The organism is Methylocystis suflitae, assembly GCF_024448135.1.
In the GTDB taxonomy this organism is placed as follows: domain Bacteria; phylum Pseudomonadota; class Alphaproteobacteria; order Rhizobiales; family Beijerinckiaceae; genus Methylocystis; species Methylocystis suflitae.
The window spans coordinates 33,883-60,705 of record NZ_JAMRYX010000039.1; the positions used below are offsets into that span (position 1 = coordinate 33,883).

Below are 26,823 nucleotides of genomic sequence, written 5' to 3' on the forward strand. Positions count from 1 at the left end.
GGAGATTTTATGGGGGCTACTTATACTCAATTTGAGTATAATCGAGAGACGCCAAACAATGACACTCCTGACCAGCGACGTTCGAAGCGCGCCGAGCGCGAGGCGCGAGCCTCCGGCGAGCGCCCTTGGCGTTGGCCCTCGCGGCCGCTTTCCGGCCCTTCCCCGCCCTGCTCTGGATTGGACGCCGGAGGTCCAGGCCGCTACCGCGCATCTTTACGAACGCGTGGCGAGAGTCATTCCGCCCGTCGAGTGGCCATTCCACGCCCCTTACGTAAAGGCGATCAACGATCTTAAACATGTGCGCAACGCCACCATCCTTGCGCATAACTACATGACCCCGGAGATCTACCACTGCGTCGCCGATCACATCGGCGACAGCCTGCAGCTCGCCAAGCTTGCCGCGAAATCCGACGCCGACATCATCGTTCAGGGCGGCGTGCATTTCATGGCCGAAACCTCGAAGCTGCTCAATCCGAACAAGGTGGTGCTCACCCCGGACTTGAAGGCGGGCTGCTCGCTCGCCGAATCCATTACCGGCGCCGACGTGCGCGCCCTGCGCAAACAATATCCCGGCGTTCCCATCGTCGCCTATGTGAATACCTCAGCCGACGTGAAAGCCGAGGTCGACATCTGCTGCACGTCGTCGAACGCGGTCAAGGTCGTCGAGAGCCTCGGCGCCGAGCGCGTGATCATGGTCCCCGACCGCTATCTGGCGCAGAACGTCGCCGCGCAGACGAAGGTGGAAATCATCGCCTGGAGCGGCGCTTGCGAGGTGCATGAGCGCTTCACCGCCGAAGAGATCGAGAATTATCGCGCCGATCATCCCGGCGTGCAGGTGCTCGCGCATCCGGAATGTCCGCGCGAGGTGATCGAGGTATCAGATTTCGCCGGCTCGACGGCGGCGATGATCGATTTTGTGCGCAACAGGAAGCCGGCCCGGGTGCTGCTCGTCACCGAATGCTCGATGGCCGACAATGTCGCCGCCGAAACGCCGGACGTCGAATTCGTGCGGCCGTGCAACTTCTGCCCGCATATGAAGCGCATCACGCTGCCGAAAATCCTCGACAGCCTGCTTTACGTCCGCGAAGAAGTGACCGTTGATCCCGCAGTGGCCGAGCGCGCGCGCCGCAGCGTGCAACGCATGATCGATCTAGGCTAGACTGTGGGCCGCTTGGCCTGACTTGAACAGGGCGGACAATGCTGGCGCTCGATGCGACGATTGCGGCCATCGACGCCGCCAATGCCGACGATCCGCGCCGCGTCGAGGGCCGAGCCTTTGAGCTGGTTTACGCCGAGCGCATGAGCGCGCGGCTTGCCGCGCTCTACCCCGACGCCTCCGATCTCCTCAAGATCGCGACGCGCGCGCAACATCTGCGGCGCTGGGAGATCGCGCGCGGCGATTATGAGGAAGGCCGTCGCGGCTACAATGATTGGCGGCGCGCCTGCCGCATCCACCACGCCGATCTTGCTGCCGATATCATGCGGGCGCATGGCTACGACGAAGCGGCCGTCGCGCATGTCGGCGCGCTGATCCGTAAGGAACAGCTCAAGAAAGACCGGGAGTCGCAGGCGCTCGAAAACATCGCCGCGATTGTCTTTCTCGAGCATTACTTCGACGAATTTCTCGAAAAGCATCGGGATTATGCCGACGACAAGCTCGTCGACATTCTCGGCAAGACATTGTGCAAAATGTCGCCCAAGGGTCATGCGGCGGCCCTCGCCCTGCCCTTGCCGCCGCGCGCGCGCAGCCTGGTCGAAGCCGCGATCGCCCGTGAGGCCGCCGCGCTCGCGCGGCTCGCCGCAGTCGCGGTCGACTAGGCGGTCGATGCGCGAGAATTTACCTCCCATCCTCATCGTCGGCGGCGGGCTCGCAGGCGTGTTCTGCGCGCTGAAACTTGCGCCAACGCCCGTGGCGATCTTCGCGCCGACGCCCGTCGGATACAGCGGCTCCTCCTTTTGGGCGCAGGGCGGCATCGCCGCGGCTGTCGAAGAAGGCGACACGCCGGAAAGCCACGCCGACGACACGGTGGCGGCGGGCGGCGGCCTCGTCGAACGCGACATCGCGCTCGGCATGGCGCAAGAAGCGCGCGCGCGCGTCGAAGACCTCGCGACGATGGGAACGCCCTTCGATCGGTCCGCGCTCGGCGGCTTTCTCCCGTCACAGGAGGCGGCGCATTCGCGTCGGCGTATCGTGCGTGTCCAGGGCGATGTCGCCGGGCGGGCGATCATGGACATTCTGGCCAAGGAAGTCGCCAGAACCCCATCGATCCACATCATTGAAGGCTATTCCGCGCAGGAGATCGTGGTGCGCGGGGGTCGCGTGGTTGGCGTGCGCGCGCGCGACAACGCCGGCATGATACACGAGACGCCCTGTGCGGCGCTCATCCTCGCGACGGGCGGAGTTGGCCATCTGTATCGGGTCACGACCAACCCGTTGGAGGCGCGCGGCATCGGCGTCGCTATGGCGGCGCGGGCGGGCGCGCTGATCGCTGACGCGGAGTTTGTTCAGTTTCACCCGACGGCGATCGACATTGACGCCGATCCGGCGCCGCTGGCGACCGAGGCTCTGCGCGGCGAGGGCGCGACGATCGTGGATCGGGATGGCCGCCGCTTCATGCTCGACATCGATCCCAATGGGGAGCTTGCGCCGCGCGACATTGTCGCCCGCGGCGTTTTCGCCAGCGTCAAGGCTGGAAAGGGCGCGTTTCTCGACGCCCGTTCGGCCATCGGCGCCGAATTCCCAGCGCGCTTTCCGACCGTTTACGCAAGTTGCATGAGCGCCGGGATCGATCCTTCACGCGAACTTATCCCGATCGCGCCAGCGGCGCATTATCATATGGGCGGAATCTGGACCGACGACCGCGGGCGCACGAAGCTCGATGGCCTCTGGGCGGTCGGCGAAGTCGCTTCGACCGGCGTTCACGGCGCAAACCGGCTCGCCTCCAATTCTCTTCTCGAGGCGATCGTCTTCGGCGCCCGCGTCGCCGCGGACGTGCTTGCGACGCCGCTTTCGCCGGTCGAATGGCGCCCGCAGGCGGAGCGCCTGGAGCCAGCGCCGCGCGATCGTGATTTCGCGGTCATCGAAGAACTGCGCGATCTGATGTCGGCGAATGTGGGCGTCATCCGCAACGGCGCCGGGCTCGCCGTCGCGGTGCGGTCGATCCGGCGCATGATCTCGCGAACGAGCGATATTGAGGCGCGCAATATGTTGACGACGGGTCTGTTCATAGCGGCAGCCGCGCTCCAACGACGCGAGAGCCGCGGCGCGCATTTCCGCTCCGACTTTCCGCAGCCGGATCCCGCGCTCGCGCGCCGCTCGCTCACGACGCTTGACGCCGTCCTGCGCGTCGCCGACGAGGTTGAGTCATGATCCCCGACTTGCCCCCGATGCTGATCGAGGAGACGGTTCGCGCCGCGCTCGCCGAAGATTTGGGCCATGCCGGCGACGTCACGACGCAGGCGACCATCCCCCAGCGCGCGCAGGCTCGGGCGGGGATTGTCGCGCGCGATTCGGGCGTGGTCGCCGGACTTCAGGCGGCGCGCGCCGCCTTCGCGCTGATGGATCGTGAGATCACCTTCGAAGCTCAGGCGGCCGACGGCGACCGCGTCGAGCCGGGAACGCTCGTAGCCATCATTTCCGGCCCCGCCCGGCCCATTCTCTCGGCCGAACGGGTTGCGCTCAATTTTCTTGGCCGGCTGTCCGGCGTCGCCACGCTCACGGCGCGCTACGTCAGCGCCGTCGCCGGCACATCCGCGCGAATCTGCGATACGCGCAAAACGACGCCCTTACTGCGCGCCTTGGAGAAATACGCCGTGCGATGCGGCGGCGGCGTCAATCACCGCTTCGGCCTCGACGACGCCGTGCTTATCAAGGATAACCACGTCGCCGTCGCTGGCGGCGTCATCCCGGCGCTCAGAGCCGCCAAGCGGAATATTGGCCATCTCGTCAAAATCGAGGTCGAAGTCGATACGCTCGATCAGCTGCGCGAGGTCCTCCACGAGGGGGCGGACGCCGTGCTGCTCGACAATATGACGCTTGATGATCTGCGCAGCGCCGTGGCGCTCATCGACGGCCGGATGATCTGTGAAGCCTCGGGCGGCGTCACGCTCGCGAGCGTGACGGAAATCGCGAAAACCGGCGTCGACTTTATTTCAGTTGGCGCGCTGACGCACTCCGCACCGGTCTTCGACTTCGGTTTAGATATTGAATTTATTTGAAAATATTCGGCGCCGGGACTAAACGAGCTGGCTACGGCCGATCGCTTCCTTGTCGAGGCTCGCGCTGCTATAAGCCGTCAAGCGTTTCGCGGACTCTCGAGAAACATCCGGAGCCATGCCCTCACTCTTCGCCCGCAAGCTGATCAATCGAGTGCGGCGAAGGCTGTGGAGCTCTCCGCTCTCGTCAATGCCGTCGCCCCTGCGCGCCCAGGCGACGCGCGACAAAAGCATCGCCGCCGAAATCGGCGACTATGAGCGCGCCTTCGGATTCGCCCACAGCGCGGGCTCGATGCCCCTGCGCACCTTGCTGCGCATCGAGCGGTTGCTGACCGGATCCGAGATCTTCTCGGCCGAAACGGGCTGCGGAAAATCGACGATCTTTCTTTCGCGCATCGCCGAACGGCACAAGGTTTTCTGCTTTGACGATCGCGGACAGAAAGCGTCTAGCGTCGACTATTTCATGAACTGTCCCGCGACCCGTCCGGACCGCCTCGACCTTGTCTTTGGGCCAACTCAGCTCACGCTGCCGCGACACGAAGACCATTATCGCTACGACCTCGTCCTGATCGACGGTCCGCACGGCTTTCCATTCCCCGAGCTCGAATATTACTACTTTTACCCGCACCTGAAGACGGACGGGCTGCTCGTCGTCGACGACATCCATATTCCGACCATCAGCCGGCTCGCGGACTTCCTGAGCGAAGATCAGATGTTCGAAAAGGTGGAGTTTGTGGGCTCGACCGCGATCTTCCGCCGAACCGACGCGCCGGTCTTCGATCCGCTGGGCGACGGATGGTGGCTGCAGGCCTTCAACCGCCGACGCGCATCGTTCTTGAAAGACATCTATTTGGAGGACGGCAAGAAACGGGCGCCGATCTCATTTGAAGGGATCTACTGAGCCGCCGTCTGCTCGGCGCTTAGGCTCCGTTCCGCCTGCGACAGACGACCCAAACGCAGGCCGCGCTTCTCCAGCATCTCCGGCAGTCGAGTCGACAGCAGGAAAGCAAGCTCCTGCTCGCGCGTGATCGTCACCGGATCGAGCCTTCGCAGCTCTTCGTCCACATGGCCTGGATGGCACATGATGAGGTGTCTGCGGCCAGGCGCTCGAAGATAGCTTTGAAAGATTCTCGCATAGTCAAAGCTCGGGTGAAAATCCGAGAATCCCGCGAAGCCGTCGTTGACGCCGAAGCCGCGCTGGCGCACCTCCCGGCGAAAGCCGCCGGCCAGCGAGAGCGCAGAGAGCGCCTTGCGGGCGTTGACGCCGCGCAAAAGAATGCGATGCAAGCCATCCCCGGCGTCGCGAACCCAGACCCGGCCGCTGAGCTTTCGCGCCTCCATCGCGTCGAGCAGCGCCGTCCTGATCCCAGGAAGGACATGAACATGCTGATGGCCGTCGACATGGTCCGGCGGACGGTCCATCACCGCTTCGAACCGGTCGAATTGCCGATCGATCTCGGCGCGGATCTCGTCCATTGGCAAACGCCGGCCGAAAGCCATCTGGACAACTTTGGCAAGCGGCGGAAACTCGCCATTGGGCGCGAACTTCGGCATCGACGTGAGAGGCCGCCCCAGGGTGAGATTGAAATGCAGGCCGACGTCCGCCTTTTGCCCGCGGCGAGACAGCTCTAGCCCCATGGCGGGCCAGCGGGGACCATTCACCAAAGCCGAAACCGCAGTGAGCCTCCCCGCGTCGAGCGCTTCCAAAATGCCGGCGCTAACCCCATAAGACAGGCTGTAATCGTCCGCGCATACCGCAACAATCTGGTTTTCAACCATCGCCCGCTCCTCTGCGCCGCCCAGGCGACTTCGCCTATGCTGCGCCCGTTAATCCTATGCTCCGCCTATAAATATTGGTTTAAATGCCGCCATGAACAGGCCCGATATATCGCTCGTGATCCCCATCTTCAACGAGGCGCAAAATCTTCGCGCTCTAGCGGCCAGACTCGCCTCGGCTGTTGACGCATGCGACGTCTCCTATGAAGCGATCTTCGTCGACGACGGCTCCAGCGACGAGAGTCTGGAGATATTACGCGACCTCTGCGCCGAGGAGCCGCGCTTTCGCGCCCTGTCGCTTTCCCGCAACTTCGGCAAGGAGGTGGCGATCGTCGCCGGCCTCGACGACACGCAGGGGCGCGCGGTCGTCATCATGGACGCCGATCTGCAGCACCCGCCGGAAGTCATCCCGCAATTCATCGAGAAGTGGCGAGAAGGCTATAAGAACGTCTATGGCCAGCGCATCGACCGAGCGACCGATCCCAAGCTGCGCGCGGCGTTCACGCATGTTTTTTACCGTTTGCTGGAGAACTTTGGCGACGTGCGCCTGCCGCCGGGCGCCGGCGACTTCCGCCTTCTCGACCGGCAGGCGGTCGACGCGCTGCTGACGATGCGCGAGCGCGCGCGCTTCAATAAGGGCCTCTTCGCCTGGATCGGCTTCAAATCGATCGGCGTGCCCTTCGACGTGGAAGGCCGCGCCGGCGGCACGTCAAAATTCAATTTCTTTCGGCTTGCGCGATTTGCGCTCGACGGGCTGATGTCGTTCTCGTCGATTCCGCTCAAGGTGTGGACCTATGTCGGTTTGGCGATCTCCGCCTTCGCGATCGCCATGGCCGGCTACTACTGGGCCCGCACCATGGTTTTTGGCGTGGATACGCCGGGCTTTCCCACTCTGGTGGTCTCGATCGCCTTCTTCTCCGGCGTTCAGCTGATTTCGCTCGGCGTGCTCGGCGAGTATGTCGCGCGCATCTTTAATGAGGTAAAGGGAAGGCCGCTCTATCTCGTCGCCGAGAGACTGGGCGAGAACGACGCAACCAACGGCGAAGCGGGCGGCTAGGGCGTCGACAAACTGAAAGCGGGCGGGCTTTCGCAGATGCGTCACGCGCTGCGACTGCACATAGGGGACGAGGCGCAAATTCATGAACACCGATGCCCGCCGTTCGCCATTGAGCGGCAGAAACCTCTTGATCGCCGCCGCGGTGATCGCGCTGTTCGCCGCCTTCGGCGTCCGCATGTGGCGCTTCGTGGCGCCCCCCGCGCTGCCAACCCTGCTCGACGGCCTCCCCGAATCGAAAACCGAGGCCGACCAGCGGCTCTTCCAGTCGCGGCTCACGCAACGCTTCCATCCCGGCTCCACGGAAGTCGACGATCTCATCGATGAACTGCGCGACGACGGATTCACGGTGGATGCGGATCAGGATGTCGCCACATACGAACGCCGAGCCGACATTTCCGACAAATGCCGACGCAGCGCCAATATTCGCTGGTCTCGGGGAGAAGGCGACGAGCTCGCCACAATCACTGGCGGATACTACCTGCACTGCCCGCAGCACTGACGGGAGCGCAGACTTGACCAAATCTTGCTAGGACGATTGCGATGATTCGCAATCTGCTCTCGGTCGGCGGCTTCACCCTGCTCTCGCGCGTGACGGGATTTCTGTCGCTCGCCGTGCAGTCGGCGATCATGGGCGCGGGGGCCGTGTCGGACGCCTTCTTTATCGCCCAGCGCCTGCCCAACAGCTTTCGCACGATTTTTGGCGAAGGGGCGTTCAATGCGGCTTTCGTCCCATCTTATTCGATGGCGATCGAGCAGAAGGGCGACGCAGCGGCCGAGCAATTCGCCGGCGAAGTCTACACGCTGCTCCTCGCCTCGCAGATCATATTGCTCGCCATCGTTTGGACGCTCACGCCGCAATTCGTCTCCCTGCTCGCGCCGGGACTCGACAACCGGCCCGAAAAATTCGCGCTGGCCGTCAATCTGACGCGTATCACCTTTCCCTATCTGCTCTTCATCACCCTCTTCGTCTTGCACATGGGGGCGCTGAACGCGCGCGGCCGCTTCGCGCTTCCGGCCTTCGCGCCAAATCTGATGAATTTTTCTGTGATGGCGGCGCTCGCCGTCGCGTTCCTTTTTCCAAACGCCGGCTATGCGGCGAGTTGGGGCGTCACCGTCTCGGGCGTGCTGGAACTCGGACTATTGATGTGGCAGGCGCGGCGCATCGGCGTCCTTCAGCGCTTGCGCAGGCCGCATTGGGCGCGCGTGCGCGATTTCTTCATTCGCCTGGGGCCGGCGATCATCGGTTCGGCCAGTCCGCAGATCGCCGTGCTCGCCGACACAATTCTTTCATCGATGCTTCCCGATGGCGGCGTGTCGTCGATTTCTTACGCGGAGCGGTTGTACCAGCTTCCCGTCGGAGTCATCGGCATCGCCGCCGGCACGGTGCTGCTGCCGGAGATGAGCCGCCGGCTCGCCGCCGGCGATGAGGCGGGCGCGCTTCACGCGCAGAGTCGAACCATGGCGCTCACCGTCGCGCTGGCGGCGCCCTTTTTTATCGCCTTCGACACGATCCCCGAACTCATCGTCGCGGGGCTCTTCCAGCGCGGCAAATTCTCGGCGGCCGACGCCTATGCTGCGGGCGATGTGCTCGCCGCCTATGGCGCCGGTCTGATGGCGCTTGTGCTGATCGCCTCAGCGCGCGCGAGTTTTCAGGCGCGAGGCGACACACGAACGCCGATGCTCATCGCGCTGGCGGCGCTCGCCGCGAATGTCGCGTTGAAGATCGTGCTGTTTCAACCGCTCGGCGCGGTCGGGCTCGCGACGGCGACGTCCGTCGGATTGTGGATCAACCTCGCCGCGCTCGTCGGACTCGCGCTCGCCCAGGAAGGAATGCGATTCGACGCCATTTTCGTGAAGACGCTCGGCGCGACATTTGTCGCCTGCGCCTTTCTCGCCGCCGTCGCCATTTTCGGGCGTTCATCCGCCTTGGCGCTCGGCGTGCATTTCGGCGTTCTCGCCAATCTCGTGGCGCTCACCGCGCTCGCCGTCGTCGGCGCGCTCGTCTACGCGGGCGTCCTTCTCGCCGCGCTGCGCGCGAGCGGCGTGACGATCGCAAGCCTCAGACGATAGGGTTCAAACGAACTGCGCAATGCCTGGGATCGAATCGACGATTTCCCGCAGCTTTTCCGGCCCGACTTTCTCTTCGGCATAGCCGAAAATCTCGTGACCCAGTTTTGGAATCTGGCTCATATCGACGCCGGCGCCGTTGAGCTTGGCGGCAAGGCCCATCAGCCCGCCCATGCCCCCCATCAAGCCCCCAAGCCCGCCGCCGCCGCCCGCCGATTCTGCAGACTGGATCGCCTCAGGGGCGCCGGGAAGCTTTTCGAGCAACTCCGATACGGCGCCGTCACGCGATTCCTTTTGAAGGAAGCCCAGAACAAGACCCACCGCGGTCCTGGCGACCTCTGCGTCAACGCCAAGAGCCGCCGAGACGCGCGCCACCAGTTCATCCATTGCAGGCCTCCCCCTTCGCAAACCGAAAGACGCCGGACTGTCGCCGCGACAGGAAGGAAAATCAAGCGCGTTCCGATTGCGCTTATGCGCCCGCCGGATGGCTGACGCGCGCGACGCGCGTCAGCCCAACCGTTACGCCCGTTTGCGCAGATCCGTCGGCGAGTCGGTGCGCTCACGCAGGGCCGGCAGAATGTTCCTGATCTTCTCGGCCCCCTCGGCGCCAAGGATATTTTCGGCGCGCTTCACGACTTCGCGCACCAAAGCATCGGTCTGAGCTTCGCTGATTCCGAGCTTTTCAAGCTGTCCGGCAAGAATGTTCACATCGGCGCGGCCGTGTCCGATAAAGCTCGTCATGCCTTCAATGACTTGTGTGACGCCGCCGTCGCCAACCGACTGCGCCGCCTCGATGTCTTGCTGCGCGCGCGGCATCTTGGCGAGCATGATCTGCATATTGCCGGTCGTGTCCTTGTCGCGAAGAAAACCGAGGACAAGGCCGAGCGCCGCCTTGGCGACCGTCGGATCAAGTTTCGTCTCGGAGACGACGTTGCTGGTAAGCTCTTCCATGGGACATCCTCCACGCGAACCATTGTGGTTGCGGTAGATGTCGCGGCGACGCTGGCCTTCAAGCGAGGCTATACCGCCCAACTAAGCGGCGTCGAGGCCGTAGAGCGAGTGCAGCGTGCGAACGGCGAGTTCGGTATACGCCTCATCGATCAGCACCGAAAATTTGATCTCCGACGTGGTGATGGCGCGGATATTGACGCCCTTCTGTGACAGGGCGCGAAACGCTTGTGCGGCCACGCCGGCGTGGCTGCGCATGCCGATTCCGATCGCGGAAATCTTAGCGACGTCCTTTTCGCCGGTTATGCTTGCGAAGCCGATCGCGTCCTTGACCTTTTCGATGAGTGCAAAGGCGCGCTCGTAATCAGCGGTTCCTACGGTGAAGGTCATGTCGGTCATGCCCTCCTCGGAGACGACCTGCACAATCATGTCGACGTTGATTCCCGCCTCGGCCAAGGGCATGAACACCGCCGCCGCGACGCCCGGCTTGTCGGCGACGCCGCGAAGCGTGATCTGCGCTTCGTCGCGCGAGAAGGCGATGCCTGTGACGACTTGGGCTTCCACAATGTCCTCCTCGTTGCAGATCAGCGTCCCCTGCCCCGGATTTTCCGGATCGTCGAAGGACGAGCGCACATAGGTCTGCACGCCGTGCACCATCGCGACCTCGACCGAGCGCACCTGTAGGACCTTGGCGCCAAGCGACGCCATTTCCAGCATCTCTTCAAAAGCGATCTTGTCCATGCGCCGCGCCTTCGGCACGACGCGCGGATCGGTGGTGTAAACGCCGTCAACGTCCGTATAGATATCGCAGCGCTTGGCCTTGATCGCCGCCGCGATGGCGACGGCGCTCGTGTCCGAGCCGCCACGTCCGAGGGTTGTGATCCTCCCGGTTTCACGGTGCACGCCCTGAAAGCCCGCGATGACGGCGACTTCACCACGGCTGAAGCCTTCGATGATGCCCGAGCCGTCGATCGATTCGATGCGCGCCGCGCCATGCGTGGAATTGGTGTAGATCGGCGCCTGCCAGCCGAGCCAGGAGCGCGCGGGCACCCCAGCCTTCTGCAGCGCCATTGCGAGAAGCCCGGCCGTCACCTGTTCTCCCGAGGCGACGACGGCGTCATATTCGCGCTGGTCACAAAGCGGCGCCGCCTCTTTGCACCAGGCGACAAGCTCATTGGTCTTGCCGGCCATCGCCGAGACCACCACAGCGACCTCACGCCCAGCATCCACCTCGCGCTTCACATGGCGCGCGACATTGTGGATGCGTTCGACAGTGGCGACCGAGGTGCCGCCGAATTTCATAACCAGGCGTGACATGGAGACCGAAAATGGGCGAGGCGCTCGCGTCCCGCGGGAAGCGGCGCTATATGTGTCCGCCTCGGCGGGCCTGTCAACGGCGGTCGCCGCCAAGGGAATCATGCGCAAGTTCCTTGTCCTTCGAGGCGCGCGCTTTGCGCGCTCCTCAGGATGAGGATCTTGCGCATGATTCTCCGCATCTTCGCGAGGTTCCTCTTGCCCCACCAGTCCGCTCCCCATTCCGCCAGCGTCGACCCCGAAGACGTCGCGCGTTTCAACCGCCTGGCCGAGCTGTGGTGGGACAAGAACGGCAAGATGGGGATTCTCCACGAGATCAATCCCATTCGTGTCGCCTATATCCGCGATCACGTGCGCCGGTTCATCCGACATGACGCCAGCGCATTAAACGCGCCCGGACACCGACCGCTGGAGGGCGTGCGCATCGCCGATATCGGCTGCGGCGGCGGCATATTGAGCGAGTCGCTAGCTCAGCTCGGCGCTCACGTGACGGGCGTCGATCCGGCGCCCAACAACATCGCCATCGCGAAACGACATGCCGAAACGTCCGGGCTGGACATCGATTATCGCAATATCACCGCCGAGGACCTCGCCGCGGCTGGCGAGCAATTCGACGCGGTGGCGGCGCTCGAAGTCATCGAGCATGTGGAGGGGCCACGGGAGTTCGTCGCCATGCTGGGGCGGCTGCTGAAGCCCGGCGGGCTGCTCTTTCTGGCGACGATCGACCGGACGACGAAAAGCTATCTGCTGGCCATCGTCGCCGCCGAATATGTGCTCGGCTGGGTGCCGAAGGGCACCCATAACCATGACAAATTCATCCGCCCGGACGAACTCTCGTCATGGGTGCGCCAGGGCGGCATGCGGGAAATCGATCGCGTCGGGATGAGCTTCCAGCCACTGACCAGAAGCTGGCGAAAAAGCCACGATACGGACGTCAATTATTTGATGGCGGCTCGAAAGGAAGGTTAGGTTCCGGTCGGCCGGGTAGCGAGAATGCGCTGAAGCTCTTGTTCGCGCCCGCTGTCCTCGGTAAAATCTGAGCCTATGCTTAGAGATTCTCGCACGCGCTCCCGTCTTCTCGTCGCGCTCGCCGCCATCGGACTGGCGATCGCCTTCGCTCTTAACGCTGCCGAAGCGAAGCCAAAGCCGAGCGCCGAAGACGCCCCGGCCGAGGACGCAGGCGGCAAAGCCAACAAGCGAAAGCCGGCCAAAAACGAGAAGGCCGAGAAACCGGCCGACAAAGGCTCCGACAAGCCGGAGCAGCTGGGCAGCTATGGGGAATGGGGCGCCTACGCCGCCCAGAACGGGCGCAGCAGGACCTGCTATGCGCTCGGGCAGCCCAAGGAGCGGACGCCAAAAGCGAAGCTCAAAGACGCCTCCGCCTATATTTTTATCTCGACGCGGCCGGCGGAAAATATCCACAACGAGGTCGCGATCAATCTGGGCTATCCGACCAAGGACGGCTCCGCCGCGGTCGCCGACATCGACGGCGACAGCTACGAACTGATCACGAAGGGCACGAACGCCTGGGTGAAGGATCAGTCGCGGGAGAAGGAATTCGTCGGCGCGATGCGCGGCGGCGCCAAGCTCATCGTCAAGGCCGCTTCGTCTAAAGGGACAACCACCACCGACAGCTATTCGCTCAAGGGATTGTCGGACGCGCTGGCCCGCGCCGTGCAGGAATGCAAGTAGATACTACCGCGGCCGGACTGCCGTCATCGGAACGTTCTTGACCGCCGCCGCGATTGAGCGGATCTCCGTCGCTACGCCAGGATATTTCGACGCCAGTTGATCGAGATCGCCGATTTCAACGTCCTGCGGCGTGACGCCCGGCCATTCGGTGCTGGCGCCAAGAAACCAGCGTCCGCCGCCCAAAAGCCGCGCCGTGTGAAAAGTGTCGCCGGGAATAAGCAGCTGAACGCGCTGGCCGGCGCGCAGATCCGGTCCGACCACCACGCGCTCGGTTGAGCCGTCGCCATGCAGCATGAACAGCTCCAGCGGATCGCCCAGATAATAATGATAGAGCTGATCGTTGCGGATTCGGTGCAGCCGAACCGGCGCCTGCGGCGTCACCAGAAAGTAGAGCGCTGAACCCACTGGCCCGCTGCGCGCGAAGGGCGCCGGCAAGGAGTCCGCGCCGAAAGACAGCTTGCTTGTATAGGTGATGCGGACGAAGCCGCATGTCGCGTTGGGCTCGAGCGCGAGCAGATCGACGATGTCCTCATAGCTCAGAGCTTCGGTCATGGCGGACCCTTCAGTTTAAGCCAACGACGGCGGAGGATTCGATAACACGTGGACAAGCCGGACGGCAGGCCCTCCGGCCCATCGAACGCCTGGGTCCACCAAGTATAAATTTCATGATACCAAGTATTTGACCAACGGAAATACTGTCTGTGGTCCTTGTTTCGGTGGACCGTTTCCGCAGACTACGCCCAGCCATGGCAGTCCCCCTGTAGCTGTCCTGGCGGACGGCGGCGGTTTTCATCGCTGCATCATCCGTCGCCGTCCCTGTCCTTCCGGCGAAAGCCGAACAACCTAAAATGGGAGAGGCAAATGGCCGTTAATGTTCACGACGGCGAGGTCGGCAAGATCCTCGTGTATCTGATCGGCTTCACCGCTTTCGTCATCGTCGCTCTTACCTGGGTTCCGCACTGGATCTCGCCTGACAGCGCCAACATCACCGGAAACACCGGCAACACGGCGCGCATGATCGAGTGACGTCGCGACGCTCCGGGAGCCGTCCCTTCCGGAGCGTCGACGCAGGCGCGTCACGCCAGTTGCAAAGCAAATTTGTTTCCGGCATAACGACGCCCGCGACGGTTCGGCGTTACGCATGACCGGCGCGACGGATGCGGGTGTAGCTCAGGGGTAGAGCACAACCTTGCCAAGGTTGGGGTCGAGGGTTCGAATCCCTTCGCCCGCTCCAATTCAACGCTCCGCGAATTCGCCCCCACTTGCGGAGACCGGGGTTAGATGCTGACGACGCGCGCCCCCGCGAAAATCAATCTTACGCTTCACGTGCTCGGCCGTCGGGAAGACGGCTACCACGCGCTCGAAAGCCTCGTGGCGTTTTCAGGCGCGGGAGACACATTGTCCCTCACGCCGGGCGACGCGCTGTCGCTCGATATTTCGGGCCCCACCTCCTCTGCCGCCGGCGCCGGCGACGACAATCTCGTGCTGCGCGCCGCAAGACGGCTCGCCGAAGAGATCAGGGGCCTGCGGCTCGGCCGATTTCGACTTAAGAAGCGCCTGCCCGTCGCGGCCGGCATTGGCGGCGGCTCGTCCGATGCGGCTGCGGCGCTGCGCCTTCTGGCCAAGGCGAATCATCTCGCGCCGGACGACCCGCGCATCATCGCGGTCGCGCGCGCTATTGGCTCGGACGTGCCGGTCTGCCTCGACCCGCGCGCGCGGATGATGCGCGGCGCCGGCGAAACGCTCGGCGAACCGATTCGCCTGCCGCTCCTGCCGGCCGTGCTGATCAACCCCGGGGCGCCGGTCGCAACGGGACCGGTCTTCGCCGCGCTGGGACTGCGACCGGGCGCGTCGCGGGAAGGCGCCGGGCATGCCGACATCGCCGCGCGGCCGGGCGCGGACGAACTCCTTGCGGCGCTGGCGAAGGGGCGCAACGACCTCGAAGACGCCGCCTGTCTGCAGGCGTCCGTGATCGTCGACGCGCTCGCCATGTTGCGCAGCGCCCGCGGCTGCAGGCTCGCGCGCATGTCCGGCTCGGGCGCGACGTGCTTCGCGCTGTTTTCGACGCGGCGCGAGGCGGTGCGCGCCGCCAGCGTCATTCGCGCCCAGCATCCGCGATGGTGGGTCAAGACGGCGGTGCTGAGATGACTCGCCGGCCGCCGCAAAAGGACCGCAACGCGCATGAGCGGGGCCGCCGCGCGACGGCCGCAACCTCCGAGACGCGCAGCCCGTTCCGGGCCGCCTCGCCCGACCTCGTGACGCTTTACGGCGCTCATGCCGTGCGCGCCGCACTGACGGCGCGCAAGCGCAAGCTACTGTCGCTTTACGCGACCGAAACCGCGCTGCCGCGCATCAACGAGCTTGCGCAAGCGGCGGGACTCGAGCCGCGCCTCGTCGACTCACGCGATCTCGAGCGGCGGCTCGGTCCAGAGGCCGTGCATCAGGGCTTGTTGCTCGAAGCGCGTCCGCTGCCGGAGGCGGACATTTCCGACATCGTCAGCGTCAGCGGCGTCGTGCTCGCGCTCGACCAGATCACCGATCCGCATAATGTCGGCGCGATCCTGCGCACGGCTTGCGCCTTTAACGTCGACGCGGTGATTGTCACGGAGCGGCATAGTCCGGAGTTTTCCGGCGTCCTCGCCAAAGCGGCCTCGGGCGCGCTGGAATTCACGACGATCGTCTCCGTCGTCAATCTCGCGCGCGCCCTCGACGAGCTCGCCGAGCGCGGCTATGCGCGCGTCGGACTGGATTCGGACGGGGCCGAATCGCTCTCGACCCTTACGCTGTCGAAGCCGCTCGTGCTCGCGCTCGGCGCCGAGGGCAAGGGATTGCGGCGCCTCACGCGCGAACGCTGCGACGCCGTGGCGCGGCTCGATCTTCCCGGGCCGATCAAGAGCCTGAATGTGTCGAACGCCTGCGCCGCCGCGTTGAGCGTGGTGACGACGCGGCTCGGGTGAGCGTGGGACTGGGGATGAGGCTCGGGTGAGCGGCCCGGCGCGGGATTGACCTCTCCGCCGGCTTGGACGCATAGAGAAGCCGCGCGATGCGCCTCGATGACGCCACGGGCCGGTTTAGCTCAGCTGGTAGAGCAACTGATTTGTAATCAGTAGGTCGCGGGTTCGAATCCTGCAACCGGCACCAAAAATCAGAGACTTACGAAAAGGGAGCGGATCAAACCGAGCTGAGCGGACCCATAGCGGACCCCCCGCAGAGTCGGCCTGCGACAATTAGCTTGACCCCTATTCCCTGGATTTGCGCTCACCCGCGCCCCGCGCCATGATTAGGCGTCCAGCCGTGGACGGTCGGCGCGCGGGGACCGACTCCAGCCCCCCAGCCCTAAGTGGCTCTCGCGCGCCGGCTCCTGGAGCGACAACCAGCGGAGCGGCGCAGCCATGGCGGCGATCGAGGACAGGCTCGCGGGATTCACAAGCGATCGGTTGCCTGACGACGACGCGCCGGTCGAGCTCTTGTGCCGGGATCACAGAGGGACCTACACAATCCCGTTCGCCTGCCATCGCGCCGCGGACGTGTGGCGCAATTCACAGACCGACGAGATTATTGGCGCCGACGTCGTCGGGTGGCGGCCGTGGGAACGTAAAATTCACGCTTGAAATTCGTCCCTTGCCGCAGCGCCGCCGCGCCTATCTGGGGCGCAGCCTACGGATAGTGATTTGGTGAAAAAAGACCCGGATCACTCCTTCGATCCGGGTCGAATGTCGAGCCGCGAGTTTGTGGGCGGAATGCGGGCTCGTGATTCGGAAGCGTAGGTGTTGGGCGCGCAAGGTTCAAGGCCGGCTGGCGACTTTCCCCAAGTGTCTTTTCAAAGAGCCGCCGCGTTCCTATCTCGGCGCGAGCGGCGTCGGGTCGGTCGACCACGGATGCACTGGCGACCGTCTTTTGCTTTTGGGCTGCGCTCAAAAAACAAAGACGCCCGCCTCTGTTAGGAGTGCGGGCGTCTGGCAGAGCTTAATGGAATATGAGCCGCTTTCAGCTTCTATGGCCGGTTTGTGGCGTTCCCTCCCCATCAGCATCGGCTCCCCTCCCGCAATGCCGACACTCTGCGCCGATCCGCTTAACGCGGCTTCGGTTTGGCTTCAATAGAAAACCAGTGTGCCCCGGCCCGCCCGACGATTGCCGATCTTCGCCCCGAGGCGCGCCGCCGCCCGGAGGGGTCGACGCCGGCGCGCGGGGCAAGGTGTCGCATTGGCGCCGGAAGCAGCGCTATTTACATACGTGCCGACAACATTCCTCCCGTAAAAAACTAGCCCGGCCTTGTGCCGGGCTTTTTCGTTTCGAACCAACGAAGGCGCAAGGTCGTGGCGCATCGGCGCTCGCGCCTGTTATGCTTCCGCCTATGTGTGGACGCTTCACCCGGCATCTCTCATGGGAAGAACTCCATCGGCTCGCCAATTTGATCGGCCAGCCGCGCAATCTCGCGCCGCGCTACAACATAGCGCCGATGACGCAAATCGAAGTTATCCGCCTTGCCCAAACAGGCAAGGAGCTTGCGCCGATGCGCTGGGGACTCGTGCCGTTGTGGTGGAAGAGTTCGCTCAAGGCCTCCAAAATCTGCTTGCAAGAGTTGTTCAATTTCTAGATCAGATCATCGACGCCGACCAAACCGCAATCCTGTCGCGACCGGCAACCTTCGCGGCGCGTAAGGCCTTGTCGGCGCGATCGATCGATGCCTCGACCGGGATGGCGAAGTCGAGCAGCGTAAGGCCGAAAGAGGCGGTCACCGTTAGAGGCAAATAACCATCGACGGCAAACTCCCTTCTCGCCAATCCTTCGTGCAACCCCTCGGCAATCGCTCGCCCTTGTTCAAGGTCGGTATTAGGCGCGCAGTAGAGAAATTTTCCTCCCCCAAAACGGAAAAACTCGTCGTATGGCCGTAGCTGCGACATCACATACTCCGCGAACTGAACTAAAAATTCGTCGCCCAGCGTGTGGCCATAACTTTCATTAACCTCCTTAAAGTGATCAAGGTCCAACATCACAAGGCAGGTGGATTGCTGCGTGGAAGCCTGCCGCTCACGCAACCAACTTAGCATACGGTGATGATTCCCCGCGCCCGTTAAAGGGTCCGCTTCACGGAGCGCATCTTGTATTTCGTGTTTGATCGTCACCAAATGCGCGCGCATCTGCTTCATAGTGGCCAAAAAAAGTTCATAGTCGTCAATCGAAATCGAGCCTCGCACCGAAGAAGCTCTCAGCATCATTCCCGCATAGCGATGAATGAGTTCATTACCGGTTAGGATGTGGGAATAACTCGGATGCGCGCCAAGGCGATCAGCGCCGATCGTATAAAGCCACTTTCCAAAAGGCCATCTGCGATGAGCATCTTCTGCGAGGTCGCGATCGTCTGGAGCTTGGTTGCAAATCATAGTTCGGTTGAAGTTTTCATACCAAAGGTCGTGCTGAAATAGCGCCTGTCGAAGCTCGTTGAGAGTTGCGCGTTTCTGCTCCCGAGTTAGCTCATCCAAGCGCATAGTTTACCTTTTTGTCCGTAACGTTCGACCCGATCGACAGCGCCTCTAAGTTCGCCTTTTTCCTTAATTCGCCTCATCCATCGCGAGATTAGGCTCGAATCCTCGCGGCGCAGCGAGGATAAGCCTGCCCAAAAAAAACGCCCTTGTCCGCGCGAGAAAAAACGACAAATCTCTCCAATAGCGGAGCGCCATGAAGGTTTGAATAATGTTCAGCGCCGAGCGTCGCGCAATCGCAACGCTTTTTGCGAAGTATGCAGGCCAAGGGCTTCGCGGTGCGGGATTGATCGCGCACGTGAGGGACGAACGCTCTGACGCGACATGGCAAGACCTGATGTGCGCCGCATTTCTGGCGGTCACTCGACGCGACGCCGACCAAGCGACGGTTCCAATCATTTATGACGTTGCGCTTCTGCTTCGCAAGGCTCACAACAATGAGACTTGACCCTTGCAACGGGAGGCACGCTTGCGACGATGATTTCCCGTTCGGCAAGCGAAGTTTTAGGAGGAGGATATGGCGGACATGAAGCCTGAAGAGATGAGTGAGATAGAGCTTTTGCATCGGTGGGTTGACGCCGTCGGGGGCAACATTTCCCTTGGAGAAGCACGTTAAAATTCGTCGAGGTATCGAAGGACGGCGATAAGCTGACCGTCGTGCTCAAGAAAAATAAGCAAAAGAAATCAAAGAAAACGCCGAAGCTCTAAACCCCTGCTAACGCTTTCATTTTTCGACGTTTTCCTTCGGAACAATCCGACAGTGACGCGGTTGCCTATCCTTCAGGGAAGGAAACGTCATGCCGGACGATGCGCGGCGGACCGTGATCCCCCGCGAAGCCGAAGATCGTTTTGCTGTAGCGTCGGAATCGATTGGCGAGCATCTGCGGGTTAAGCTTGCCGGCGTTGTCGGACAGCCGCTGCCTCAGAAGATGACGGCGCTGCTAGCCGAGTTGCGCAGGCGCACGGACCAAAAGTCAATTCGATAGCGACGCCAGCCAGTCGGCGAAGTGCGCCATGTCCTCGGGACTGACGTTGCGCCCAGTGAGCCGCGCGAACAGCGCCGCGACGCCCTCGGCTGTCGGGCGGACCATGAGGCGTTCGGGCCGGTCGGGAGGACGCAATGCAAAAGCTTCGAGTTGTTCCTCATCGCTTTAGGCTTTGTCGGCGTCGGCGTTTTCTCCGCGCTACTCGGTTAGGCGAGGACTAATCCCTGACCACCGCCGCACACGCATTTGAGCGTCATCACCTTAATTAAGGAAACGCCCCGCCAGTCCATCCGTGGTCGGGGCGTTTCTTTCAAGCGCCTGGCCGAGCGCTTAGGGTGACCCGCATTGTCTTGCTTTCCCGCCGGCTCGTCAAATGGTTGAGCAACATGCGCTTCAACAAACAGTCGTGTCCCTGATCCTCGTCGGGATCGAATCCATACTCTTTTTCAAGATGATTGACGAGATAGCCAGCCGCGTCGAAAAATTCGCGATCGTCAGCGCATGGCGCGTCGCAAATCGCTTCTAATAGCTCGAACTCTTTCCTGAACAAGCGCGTGATTTGATCCTCGCTTTCGCCCTTGCATCGGGCGACGTCTGTTGTTGTGTGTGCGCTCATATGTTCGACGATGGTTTTTTGAAGCGCGTTCGACCGGCTCGGTTTCTTCGATGGTTTCGGCATGATTGATCTCCGCCTTTTTCGAGACGGAAAGCTCAGCACAAAGCGCGAAAATTGGCAAATCGGCCGACAAGGCAAAAATCTTGCTTATTCAATACGTTGCTGCGATGCGAAGCGCTCGAAATTCGCGAGCTTAGCGACCTTCGTAGCAAGATTTTTGCAAAGAGGGCGACGCGCGATCTTGGTAATTTATGCACGGTGCATAATTCACCACGCGAAATTTTTTCTGGCGCGCTCTGCAACCCTTCGGATTGGTCGGGGATTTGGGCGGGTTTTGAATTACCCGCTGCGGGTAAATTACCCAAGTCACGCCAGTGGGTCGAAAAGAGATTGCGCTTCGGACGCTTCTTAAATTTTGTTACCACGGTAACAAACACCGAAAACCTGCCCAGGAACATCACCGAGGGGCGGTTTCGGTCGGTCGCCCGCCCTTGGGGCGCTGGGGTTGTGAAGTCACTTCACAACCTCGAAGGTCTTCGCTGATTGTCCTTTTGCTCACGTTCAGCGCCTCGCCGATGCTGCATCACGATCCCGACGCCTCACCTTGCGGGCGATAGAGTTGCACGCGTGTCGTGAAGCCGGAGCGCGCATAGTAATGTTCAACGATTTCGATGCCGTACAGCCCATCGACGCCTGGACGCGCGCCGCTGACATTCACCATGCCGCCCGGTCGCGCGACAGGCTCGCCGTCGATGATGACGAAGCCGAATCCACGCCCCACATTGACCGCGTCCGACGTGCCCTGATTTTGCTGTTCGGCGACTTGTGCGTTCGGCGCTGGCGATGGACGTTTTGCCGTCGCATCCGCATGCGAGAAGACGCCTTCGCCGCCGATCGTCTTCTCGACGATGTTCCAGATTCCTTCGCCGATATTGAAATGCTCGCCGCTCGATTTGCCATACTGCGGCGGAGCGACGTACGGCTTGATATCCCAGCCGAGAAGATTATCCCCCCACTTCGCATCGACAGTGCTCATGGGTTGCCCGAGCGCGTCAAAGCCGCCAAGCAATGGCGTAAATGCAGCATTCTTGCCTTGAAATGCTCAGCACGCCGCCCAGCTCCTCGCCAAGGCGCGCCAAAGTCGCGCATCACAGCTTCCCCTGATGACGACACGGTCCAGGGCGCTGGAAGGTTGTCCCGGCGCAGTGCACGAGCGTCTCGAACGTCTTGGAGTCGACCAGGTCCGAGCAATATCCTACTTCCGCCCAGCCTTCGCGCCTGAGTTTCTCGCGCAGTTTGGCCATGCGCCGGTAAGGGCGGCGCGGGACGAAGATTTTTTCGACGCATGTCGTCCTGGGTTGCGGTTTAACCATGACGGCGGTTTCCTTTTGCCTTTAAGGCGGTCTGTCTGTAGGCGCCCGCCACGCGCTGGAGATTTGAGCGCCGCGGGCTGTCGGTGTTTTCAAGCGCCACTTTCCGACTTGGCGCCTTCGTTCGAATCGCGGCCTGATGTCCATGGAACTGCGATCCTCGCGAAGCCGTTTTCAGTTTTTCACGCGGACGGCGATAGCCCGAATGTTTGCGGCCCGCGATCGTAAAGCGGCCGGTGATCGTCGAGCGCACTGGAGTTGAACATCGCGGCGCGGACTTGAGCCTCATCAAGCTTTCCATGCTGATAGAGCGCACGCGCGACTCGCACAACGCGACGCCAGTCGTCCGCGATGATCTGCTCCGCCTCGCGCCGCGCTTCACGAAGCATATCCCGCGCGGCGTCGGCGCTGTTCGTAACGGCCTCGGCCAGCATTTCGGCGCGCTCATGATCTGACCTTGCGCCGTCGCGGACGCGATCGGGACAAGGATCGACGCGCGACTGCGCCATGGAGCCGATCGCGTACGAGATCATCATTTCGAAGGCCCAGTCGTAATCGTCTGAGGTCATGCGTTCGCAGAAAGCGCTCGCCAAAGCGACGCGGTCGAGCGTCGTATTCGCGAAGCACTCCGGCGGCGGATGGCTCCGGCAAATTCCGGTCTCGTCATCGTCGCCGATCTCAACTGAAAACAAAGGCCGGCCTCTGACGACCGCGCAAACGGCGTGCGCGGCTTCATGAATGCAAACCGCATAGCGGCGGTCGTAATGGGACTCGTCGACATAGGCGCGCGTCTGTGATCGCCGCGGCGGGTCGTCGAACGATGGCGGCAGGGCGTGCTGATAGACGTTCAGCCGCTCATAGTGCGGCCCTTTGTATCTGACTCGCTGCGCCATGATCGCCTCCTCAAGTTCGTTCGGCGAAACCGCCGAAATATTGCCGATCCGGCGCACGATCGCCGATCGCGCCGCCGTCCGAGGCCGCGAATTTCCTGCGGAACGGCGACGGTTGTCCAAGCTGTTCTTGCGCAGGCGCGGGCGCGGGCTGCGGCGGTGGGTCTGCGCGCAGCTCGGCGATGGCATGATCGCCCCATTGCAACAGCATTGGTCTCGCCGTCTCGACGTCTCGCGCGACGCGGGCGATTAGCGCGCTTGCCTCTTCAAGATGGAAATGGCCAGTTCCGCCCAACGCCTCTGAAAGCTCGCGGGCGGCGTCGAGATATTTCGGAAAGGCGTCGCGCGTCCGGTTTTGTTTCTCTTCTTGGCGCGCGGCCTCCGCCTCGCGTGCGGCGCGGTCCTGGCCGGTTTTGATCTCGATCTCGAGGTCGGCGATCTTCGCGTCGTGCTCGGCGAGAACAAGGTCGACGCCTTGCAGCGACGATCGAAGGGATTCGCAGTTCGACGCGGCCTTTGTGAGTGCGGCGTTGCTTTCGTCGTCGTCATCAAGCAGCAGCGCCGCCTTGCGCGCCTCTTCGGCCTCGGCGAGCTGACAGGCGAGCCGGTCACGCCTGCCGACCAGATCATCCCGCTTGCGTTTCGTCGTGCTCAGCGCGTTTTCGAGTTGGGCGAGCGCGTTTGGGGCGGATTTTTTCTTAAACAGGGCCATCGGAAAAGACTCCCTCTAGTTCATGTGGCGGTGGTTGTCGTCGGTCTCGGCGTCCTCGCGAGTTTCGATATCGAGATGCAGGAAGGCGTCACGCTCCTTGATTTCGGCATATGCCTCATCGACGATCGATGACGAGATCGGGATCGATCTGCGCGCGTCGCGCACTTCGTCCTGGCGAGCGGCGTGGAGCGCGAGATTGGAGCTGTGCGGCTGATAGCGCCGGCCATGATGGCCATGGTTCATTGGCCAGCCTCCTCGGAGCGGAGGGCGACGTATCCTTGACGCCAGCGCCAACAGCCCTCCATCATCGCCTCCCTCTCAAGCGCCTTTGACGCTTGGGCTTTCCAGAGCTTCCATTCATCGAAAGTCTCAGGGAAGTCCTCCAATGTCGCGCGGGCTTCGTCCGAAAGACAGACGCCTTTCTCGCGAATGCAGCGCATGAGAATGTCCTTGTCCGAGCGAACATAGGACACAGGCTGCCAATCCTTTGCGGTTAGCGTAGCATCGAGCGCTGGCGGCTGTTCACTGACGGCGCGATAAATTATCCACTGTAGATTATCGGCGCCGAGCGCGCCGTTGGGGCCGAGCCGAAGAAAGATGCGATAGGCTGCGCCTGCGTCGACCGCCTTGAACACTCTCTGTCGTCTCTGCCGCCGTAGCTCCGCCGCCTCCCGGTCTTGTGGAGCAGACTGAGGGGGTATGGACCGGGCAATGCCCTTGCAAGCAATTTCATCCCCCCTCACAGCTCTCAAACGGACGTTCTCGGCTGCCTTCCGACACCGCTCCGAGCAAAAGCGTTTCAATCGCCAAGGGCTAAACCTTTCCCCACAGCTCGGGCATATGCGTTTCCCGCTCATGGCGCCGCCCCGCCCTGCACGTAACGACGTACGTTCGGCCCCGTCGCGAATCTCTGTCTGCCATGCAAGAACGTTTGGAGCTTGCCCGTCTGCGCGTCGTCTCGCACCTTGCGCTCCGATATGCGCGCGAGCGCGGCGATTTCCTTCATGTTGAAGCGACCATACGCGAGCTGTTCTTCGAGGCTGAAGTGCGGAAGCGCCCTGGTAGTCACAACATTCCTCTCGTTGCCGGTGTTTGCAGAGAGAAATATGCGGCTGGAATGCAGTGACAAGACGCTCAAGCAAGCCGCGCCTATCGATGCTCAATTTGAAGACGACGCACGCAAACGCAAGAGCACGTCAGAGAATGCAGGCGAACGGGGACGAGCGACAAAATTATTTTCGTGCGTGATCGTCGAAGACGACTCAGTCGCTCGCACAGACCCTTTCGGTCTCAGCGTCGAGCAACTTGGAAAACTCAGCGATCAGGAAGGCGCGCGCTTCTTGCGACAATCGCTCGCGCCTGGCGATCGCATCCGCGAACAAATCGCGCGCGCGGCCGGCGATGGCGCACATGGCGACGTCAACGTCGGCGGCCGGCAGCACGTCGGCGCAAGAGCCCGCGTGCACATGGACTGTGTGCAGTGCTGCATCGGCCCAGCGTTCGCGATCGTCATGCGATGCATCTTCGCGCATAGCCCGCAACAGCGCGATGGCCGCCTCGTCGACGGCGCGCTCGAACTCAGGCGACATCGTCATCGTCGCCGATATCTGCGATGCCCGGCGAAGCATGAGCTGCGCCAACGCCGATAAATCGCGTTTGCGATGTTGATTCTAAAACTTCGTGGACGCGTTCGCGCAGGAAGATCTCAATTTCAGTGGGCTTGGTCATGAGCGCCACGATCGGCGCAGCTCTGCGCGGCAGGGCCAAAAAGTTTTGACGAATAATCTTCAGGATCGCCGCCCACCCCGTCGCGACGTCTTGCTGCGACACAACCTCGCCGAGGAGTCGCTTGCGGTCCAGCTCGGCGACATCGGCCTTCGCCGCAGTCAATCGCGCCCGCTGTTCGGCAAGCTTCTTGTTGCCGGGCGCATCGGCCGGGCCTGATTTGAATTCGATGTAGCGCTTGACGCTCAAGGCGAGGTTGTATTTGCCGCGCGCACGCGGCGCCGGGATAACGCCAGCGACGACGAGATTTCCCAGCTGGCGCTCGCTTATGCCCAAGAATGCGCTCAGCGTGCGGGGGCCAACTTCTAGCTCTAACAGCCGCGATTCCAGGCCGTCTAGCGCGTCTTTGTTCACACTACGTGCAGTCATCGCTATTTCACCTTTCAATAGTGTGAAACCTGAAGGTGTAAATCATTGTTATAGCTAGGAGAAATTCGGGAGCCGCGCCACCCGTGGTTGAAAAGTGCTCAGAAAGGACCCGAGCTTAGCTTGTGCTTGCTGGGTATGGATGCTTTTCGAGGTAGTTCTCAAAGATCGTTCGCACGTCGGGATTGGCGCGAAGGATCGTCTCGACGATCTTTCTGCGGGTCTCGCGATCCGGCGGCGGCCGGTTCGGTTTCGTCATGGCTCACCTTCCTGCTGCTGCTGCGCCCACTTGTGCACGCGCTGTCGCAACGCCGGGCAGCTTCTAAACTCATGCTTCAGTCGCTCGGCGGCGCTCTTCGCCCATGCGCTTGATGCGCCGACCGACGTCGGTTCGATCGTCAGTTCGATCGCGTCGGCGGAAAGGCGCACGTCGACCGCGTAATCATTGACCAGCGCAGACAGATCGGCGATCGCGTTCTTCAGCGGCCGCTTTAGCTTGTCGGTTGTGCGTTCGATGCCGTTAGGCACGCCGCGCGGGCGACCATGACCATGGCGTCTGCGCTTTACCGGCGGCGGGTCGCTTCCGCTACCGCCGCAATCGCTCGGGTTTTCAATCGCTCGGCCCGGATCTCTCGGAGACGCCGGAGCGAGAATTTCTCGCGTGCAGGCAGGGTCGGGCGAAAGTGGTGGCGCGGCGGGCTGAGCGTCGCATGTTCGATCTGGAAGGGCTTCACAGGCCTGCGCATCACCTTCACCGCCTGACCGGATGACGAAGAGCAGCCGCCTATGAACGCGGCGCGGCCAGCCGGATGGATATCGAGATTGCGGCTCTGACAACACAAGGAACTCGCCCTGCACGCCCGACGGCAGGGGCGGCGTCGCTGGCAATCGTGAGCCAAATTCACCTGGCGCTAGCGGTCTAAGACGAGACCGCGCTTCGGGGTTAGCCGCGAAGAAAGTTTTATCATCGTCAAGGATCGCGTAAGGCTCACTGGCGTAGCCGCCGGCGATGTAGCGCTCCGACCCATGCCACATTGACGACTCCTCCTAGCTAGGCGGCTTCCTTAGGTTGCGACTGGATGGCTGCGAGCTCGCCCGCAAACCGCTGGCGTTTGCGTAAGAGCTCTTCGCGTCGGGACTTTGAGCACTGCGCGTCAGCGCCACACAAAGGCGTGTGGGCTTCGAGATTGGAGAGAGACGTGCCCAGCCTAGCGAGCTTGACGCGCAGTCTCTCACGCCGCCCTGGGGCGGTTTCTTGCTGTGGGAGAGAAATGTCGCTCAGCGCTTTCACGTGCGTTGGCTGTGTAAATAGCGCCCCCGCGAGCCAGAAGGCAAGCGCCAAACTGAACACGCGGTGTCTCGACAGAAGGGTAAGCCCAACGTACGCGTACGCTTATAGGAGAGTGATAGGAGAGGATAAGAAAGAGAGTAAGAGAGAGAGTCTATAAGAACTGGGACCTGATGTGCGCATGTGCACATGTCGAGTTGCACGCACGCACATATGATTGTTGCACGCGCGCACATATGATTGTTGCACGCGCGCACA

The 26,823-nt window shown here is 62.3% G+C and carries 34 protein-coding genes and 2 tRNA genes; 19 read left to right on the plus strand and 17 right to left on the minus strand.

Translation table 11 applies throughout. The features are described 5' to 3' along the window. The first annotated feature begins 58 nt into the window (after positions 1–58). From nadA to NEI07_RS02920, 5 genes are all read left to right on the plus strand, one after another. Positions 59–1,159 carry a quinolinate synthase NadA gene (gene nadA, locus NEI07_RS02900; RefSeq protein ID WP_256032562.1) on the plus strand — a complete coding sequence of 367 codons (1,101 nt, stop codon included), beginning with the start codon at positions 59–61 and terminating at the stop codon, positions 1,157–1,159. Between the two features lie 38 nt (positions 1,160–1,197). Then, positions 1,198–1,818, plus strand: coding sequence for a DUF4202 domain-containing protein (locus tag NEI07_RS02905; RefSeq protein WP_256032564.1), 621 nt, complete (start codon positions 1,198–1,200; stop codon positions 1,816–1,818). Between the two features lie 7 nt (positions 1,819–1,825). After that, positions 1,826–3,370, plus strand: coding sequence for an L-aspartate oxidase (locus NEI07_RS02910; protein WP_256032565.1), 1,545 nt, complete (start codon positions 1,826–1,828; stop codon positions 3,368–3,370). Continuing rightward, positions 3,367–4,218 carry a carboxylating nicotinate-nucleotide diphosphorylase gene (nadC, locus tag NEI07_RS02915; RefSeq protein WP_256032567.1) on the plus strand — a complete coding sequence of 284 codons (852 nt, stop codon included), beginning with the start codon at positions 3,367–3,369 and terminating at the stop codon, positions 4,216–4,218. Before NEI07_RS02910 ends, nadC begins: the two co-directional genes overlap by 4 nt. Positions 4,219–4,333: 115 nt before the next feature. Beyond that, complete coding sequence (locus NEI07_RS02920) at positions 4,334–5,116, plus strand: class I SAM-dependent methyltransferase (RefSeq protein WP_256032572.1); 783 nt, start codon at positions 4,334–4,336, stop codon at positions 5,114–5,116. On the opposite strand, the gene NEI07_RS02925 is transcribed toward NEI07_RS02920, so the two are convergent. After that, complete coding sequence (locus NEI07_RS02925; protein WP_256032574.1) at positions 5,110–5,994, minus strand: ChbG/HpnK family deacetylase; 885 nt, start codon at positions 5,992–5,994, stop codon at positions 5,110–5,112. The genes NEI07_RS02920 and NEI07_RS02925 overlap by 7 nt on opposite strands. 91 nt (positions 5,995–6,085) lie before the next feature. Here NEI07_RS02925 and NEI07_RS02930 point away from each other — a divergent pair, with 91 nt between their 5' ends. From NEI07_RS02930 to murJ, 3 genes are all read left to right on the plus strand, one after another. Continuing rightward, positions 6,086–7,048: a glycosyltransferase family 2 protein gene (locus NEI07_RS02930; protein WP_256032576.1), complete on the plus strand. Its 963-nt coding sequence runs from the start codon at positions 6,086–6,088 to the stop codon at positions 7,046–7,048. Between the two features lie 82 nt (positions 7,049–7,130). Next, the gene (locus NEI07_RS02935; protein ID WP_256032578.1) at positions 7,131–7,547 is read left to right on the plus strand and encodes a hypothetical protein; all 417 of its coding nucleotides are present in this window, start codon (positions 7,131–7,133) and stop codon (positions 7,545–7,547) included. Between the two features lie 41 nt (positions 7,548–7,588). Beyond that, entirely contained in the window at positions 7,589–9,118 is a 1,530-nt protein-coding gene (gene murJ, locus NEI07_RS02940; RefSeq protein ID WP_256032579.1) for a murein biosynthesis integral membrane protein MurJ, read from the plus strand. A 3-nt stretch (positions 9,119–9,121) separates the two neighbouring features. On the opposite strand, the gene NEI07_RS02945 is transcribed toward murJ, so the two are convergent. The 3 genes from NEI07_RS02945 to NEI07_RS02955 form a co-directional block, all read right to left on the minus strand. Then, positions 9,122–9,502, minus strand: coding sequence for a DUF2267 domain-containing protein (locus NEI07_RS02945; RefSeq protein WP_256032582.1), 381 nt, complete (start codon positions 9,500–9,502; stop codon positions 9,122–9,124). Between the two features lie 132 nt (positions 9,503–9,634). Then, a complete protein-coding gene (locus NEI07_RS02950; protein ID WP_256032583.1) occupies positions 9,635–10,066 on the minus strand; it encodes a hypothetical protein in 432 nt (143 codons plus the stop codon). Positions 10,067–10,147: 81 nt separating this feature from the next. After that, on the minus strand, positions 10,148–11,380 hold the full coding sequence (locus NEI07_RS02955) for an aspartate kinase (protein ID WP_256032585.1): 1,233 nt from the start codon (positions 11,378–11,380) through the stop codon (positions 10,148–10,150). A 165-nt stretch (positions 11,381–11,545) separates the two neighbouring features. On the opposite strand from NEI07_RS02955, the gene ubiG reads away from it, so the two are divergent. Then, the gene (ubiG, locus tag NEI07_RS02960; protein WP_256032587.1) at positions 11,546–12,346 is read left to right on the plus strand and encodes a bifunctional 2-polyprenyl-6-hydroxyphenol methylase/3-demethylubiquinol 3-O-methyltransferase UbiG; all 801 of its coding nucleotides are present in this window, start codon (positions 11,546–11,548) and stop codon (positions 12,344–12,346) included. A gap of 75 nt (positions 12,347–12,421) precedes the next feature. Beyond that, positions 12,422–13,069, plus strand: coding sequence for an invasion associated locus B family protein (locus NEI07_RS02965; protein WP_256032588.1), 648 nt, complete (start codon positions 12,422–12,424; stop codon positions 13,067–13,069). Positions 13,070–13,072: 3 nt separating this feature from the next. Here NEI07_RS02965 and NEI07_RS02970 read toward each other — a convergent pair whose 3' ends face one another. Then, on the minus strand, positions 13,073–13,621 hold the full coding sequence (locus NEI07_RS02970) for a cupin domain-containing protein (protein WP_256032589.1): 549 nt from the start codon (positions 13,619–13,621) through the stop codon (positions 13,073–13,075). Positions 13,622–13,930: 309 nt separating this feature from the next. On the opposite strand from NEI07_RS02970, the gene NEI07_RS02975 reads away from it, so the two are divergent. From NEI07_RS02975 to NEI07_RS03005, 7 genes are all read left to right on the plus strand, one after another. Beyond that, positions 13,931–14,095 carry a hypothetical protein gene (locus NEI07_RS02975; RefSeq protein ID WP_170162507.1) on the plus strand — a complete coding sequence of 55 codons (165 nt, stop codon included), beginning with the start codon at positions 13,931–13,933 and terminating at the stop codon, positions 14,093–14,095. 133 nt (positions 14,096–14,228) lie between these two features. After that, positions 14,229–14,303 (plus strand) — tRNA-Gly (locus NEI07_RS02980). 47 nt (positions 14,304–14,350) lie between these two features. Then, a complete protein-coding gene (locus NEI07_RS02985) occupies positions 14,351–15,217 on the plus strand; it encodes a 4-(cytidine 5'-diphospho)-2-C-methyl-D-erythritol kinase (RefSeq protein ID WP_256032592.1) in 867 nt (288 codons plus the stop codon). Further along, on the plus strand, positions 15,214–16,026 hold the full coding sequence (locus NEI07_RS02990) for a TrmH family RNA methyltransferase (protein ID WP_256032593.1): 813 nt from the start codon (positions 15,214–15,216) through the stop codon (positions 16,024–16,026). The genes NEI07_RS02985 and NEI07_RS02990 overlap by 4 nt, the downstream gene beginning before the upstream one ends. A 108-nt stretch (positions 16,027–16,134) precedes the next feature. Beyond that, positions 16,135–16,210: transfer RNA gene (locus tag NEI07_RS02995), tRNA-Thr, on the plus strand. Between the two features lie 251 nt (positions 16,211–16,461). Further along, on the plus strand, positions 16,462–16,680 hold the full coding sequence (locus NEI07_RS03000) for a hypothetical protein (RefSeq protein WP_256032594.1): 219 nt from the start codon (positions 16,462–16,464) through the stop codon (positions 16,678–16,680). 731 nt (positions 16,681–17,411) lie between these two features. Then, positions 17,412–17,666, plus strand: a complete 255-nt coding sequence (locus NEI07_RS03005) for an SOS response-associated peptidase family protein (protein WP_256032597.1) — start codon at positions 17,412–17,414, stop codon at positions 17,664–17,666. A 1-nt stretch (position 17,667) separates the two neighbouring features. Here the strand turns inward: NEI07_RS03005 and NEI07_RS03010 are convergent, their stop codons facing one another. Beyond that, entirely contained in the window at positions 17,668–18,558 is an 891-nt protein-coding gene (locus NEI07_RS03010; protein WP_256032599.1) for a diguanylate cyclase, read from the minus strand. Positions 18,559–19,349: 791 nt separating this feature from the next. Between NEI07_RS03010 and NEI07_RS03015 the strand changes: the two genes are divergently transcribed. Continuing rightward, positions 19,350–19,538, plus strand: coding sequence for a hypothetical protein (locus NEI07_RS03015; RefSeq protein WP_256032601.1), 189 nt, complete (start codon positions 19,350–19,352; stop codon positions 19,536–19,538). 310 nt (positions 19,539–19,848) lie between these two features. Here the strand turns inward: NEI07_RS03015 and NEI07_RS03020 are convergent, their stop codons facing one another. Beyond that, positions 19,849–20,217 (minus strand): hypothetical protein, encoded by a 369-nt coding sequence (locus NEI07_RS03020; protein WP_256032602.1) that lies wholly within the window; start codon positions 20,215–20,217, stop codon positions 19,849–19,851. A 51-nt stretch (positions 20,218–20,268) separates the two neighbouring features. On the opposite strand from NEI07_RS03020, the gene NEI07_RS03025 reads away from it, so the two are divergent. Beyond that, positions 20,269–20,697 carry a hypothetical protein gene (locus NEI07_RS03025; RefSeq protein WP_256032604.1) on the plus strand — a complete coding sequence of 143 codons (429 nt, stop codon included), beginning with the start codon at positions 20,269–20,271 and terminating at the stop codon, positions 20,695–20,697. Between the two features lie 40 nt (positions 20,698–20,737). On the opposite strand, the gene NEI07_RS03030 is transcribed toward NEI07_RS03025, so the two are convergent. The 10 genes from NEI07_RS03030 to NEI07_RS03075 form a co-directional block, all read right to left on the minus strand. Further along, positions 20,738–21,190 (minus strand): hypothetical protein, encoded by a 453-nt coding sequence (locus NEI07_RS03030; protein WP_256032606.1) that lies wholly within the window; start codon positions 21,188–21,190, stop codon positions 20,738–20,740. Positions 21,191–21,706: 516 nt separating this feature from the next. After that, entirely contained in the window at positions 21,707–22,417 is a 711-nt protein-coding gene (locus tag NEI07_RS03035; RefSeq protein ID WP_256032608.1) for a hypothetical protein, read from the minus strand. Positions 22,418–22,427: 10 nt separating this feature from the next. Then, positions 22,428–23,126 carry a hypothetical protein gene (locus NEI07_RS03040; RefSeq protein WP_256032611.1) on the minus strand — a complete coding sequence of 233 codons (699 nt, stop codon included), beginning with the start codon at positions 23,124–23,126 and terminating at the stop codon, positions 22,428–22,430. A gap of 15 nt (positions 23,127–23,141) precedes the next feature. After that, on the minus strand, positions 23,142–23,369 hold the full coding sequence (locus tag NEI07_RS03045; protein ID WP_256032613.1) for a hypothetical protein: 228 nt from the start codon (positions 23,367–23,369) through the stop codon (positions 23,142–23,144). Beyond that, complete coding sequence (locus NEI07_RS03050) at positions 23,366–23,761, minus strand: hypothetical protein (RefSeq protein ID WP_256032614.1); 396 nt, start codon at positions 23,759–23,761, stop codon at positions 23,366–23,368. Before NEI07_RS03050 ends, NEI07_RS03045 begins: the two co-directional genes overlap by 4 nt. A 218-nt stretch (positions 23,762–23,979) precedes the next feature. Continuing rightward, entirely contained in the window at positions 23,980–24,195 is a 216-nt protein-coding gene (locus NEI07_RS03055) for a hypothetical protein (RefSeq protein ID WP_256032617.1), read from the minus strand. A 193-nt stretch (positions 24,196–24,388) separates the two neighbouring features. After that, positions 24,389–24,715: a hypothetical protein gene (locus tag NEI07_RS03060; RefSeq protein WP_256032619.1), complete on the minus strand. Its 327-nt coding sequence runs from the start codon at positions 24,713–24,715 to the stop codon at positions 24,389–24,391. Next, positions 24,705–25,187 (minus strand): hypothetical protein, encoded by a 483-nt coding sequence (locus NEI07_RS03065; RefSeq protein ID WP_256032621.1) that lies wholly within the window; start codon positions 25,185–25,187, stop codon positions 24,705–24,707. The genes NEI07_RS03060 and NEI07_RS03065 overlap by 11 nt, the downstream gene beginning before the upstream one ends. A gap of 208 nt (positions 25,188–25,395) precedes the next feature. Continuing rightward, on the minus strand, positions 25,396–25,536 hold the full coding sequence (locus NEI07_RS03070) for a hypothetical protein (RefSeq protein ID WP_256032622.1): 141 nt from the start codon (positions 25,534–25,536) through the stop codon (positions 25,396–25,398). Then, positions 25,533–25,805 carry a hypothetical protein gene (locus NEI07_RS03075; protein ID WP_256032624.1) on the minus strand — a complete coding sequence of 91 codons (273 nt, stop codon included), beginning with the start codon at positions 25,803–25,805 and terminating at the stop codon, positions 25,533–25,535. The genes NEI07_RS03070 and NEI07_RS03075 overlap by 4 nt, the downstream gene beginning before the upstream one ends. Positions 25,806–26,823: the final 1,018 nt, after the last annotated feature.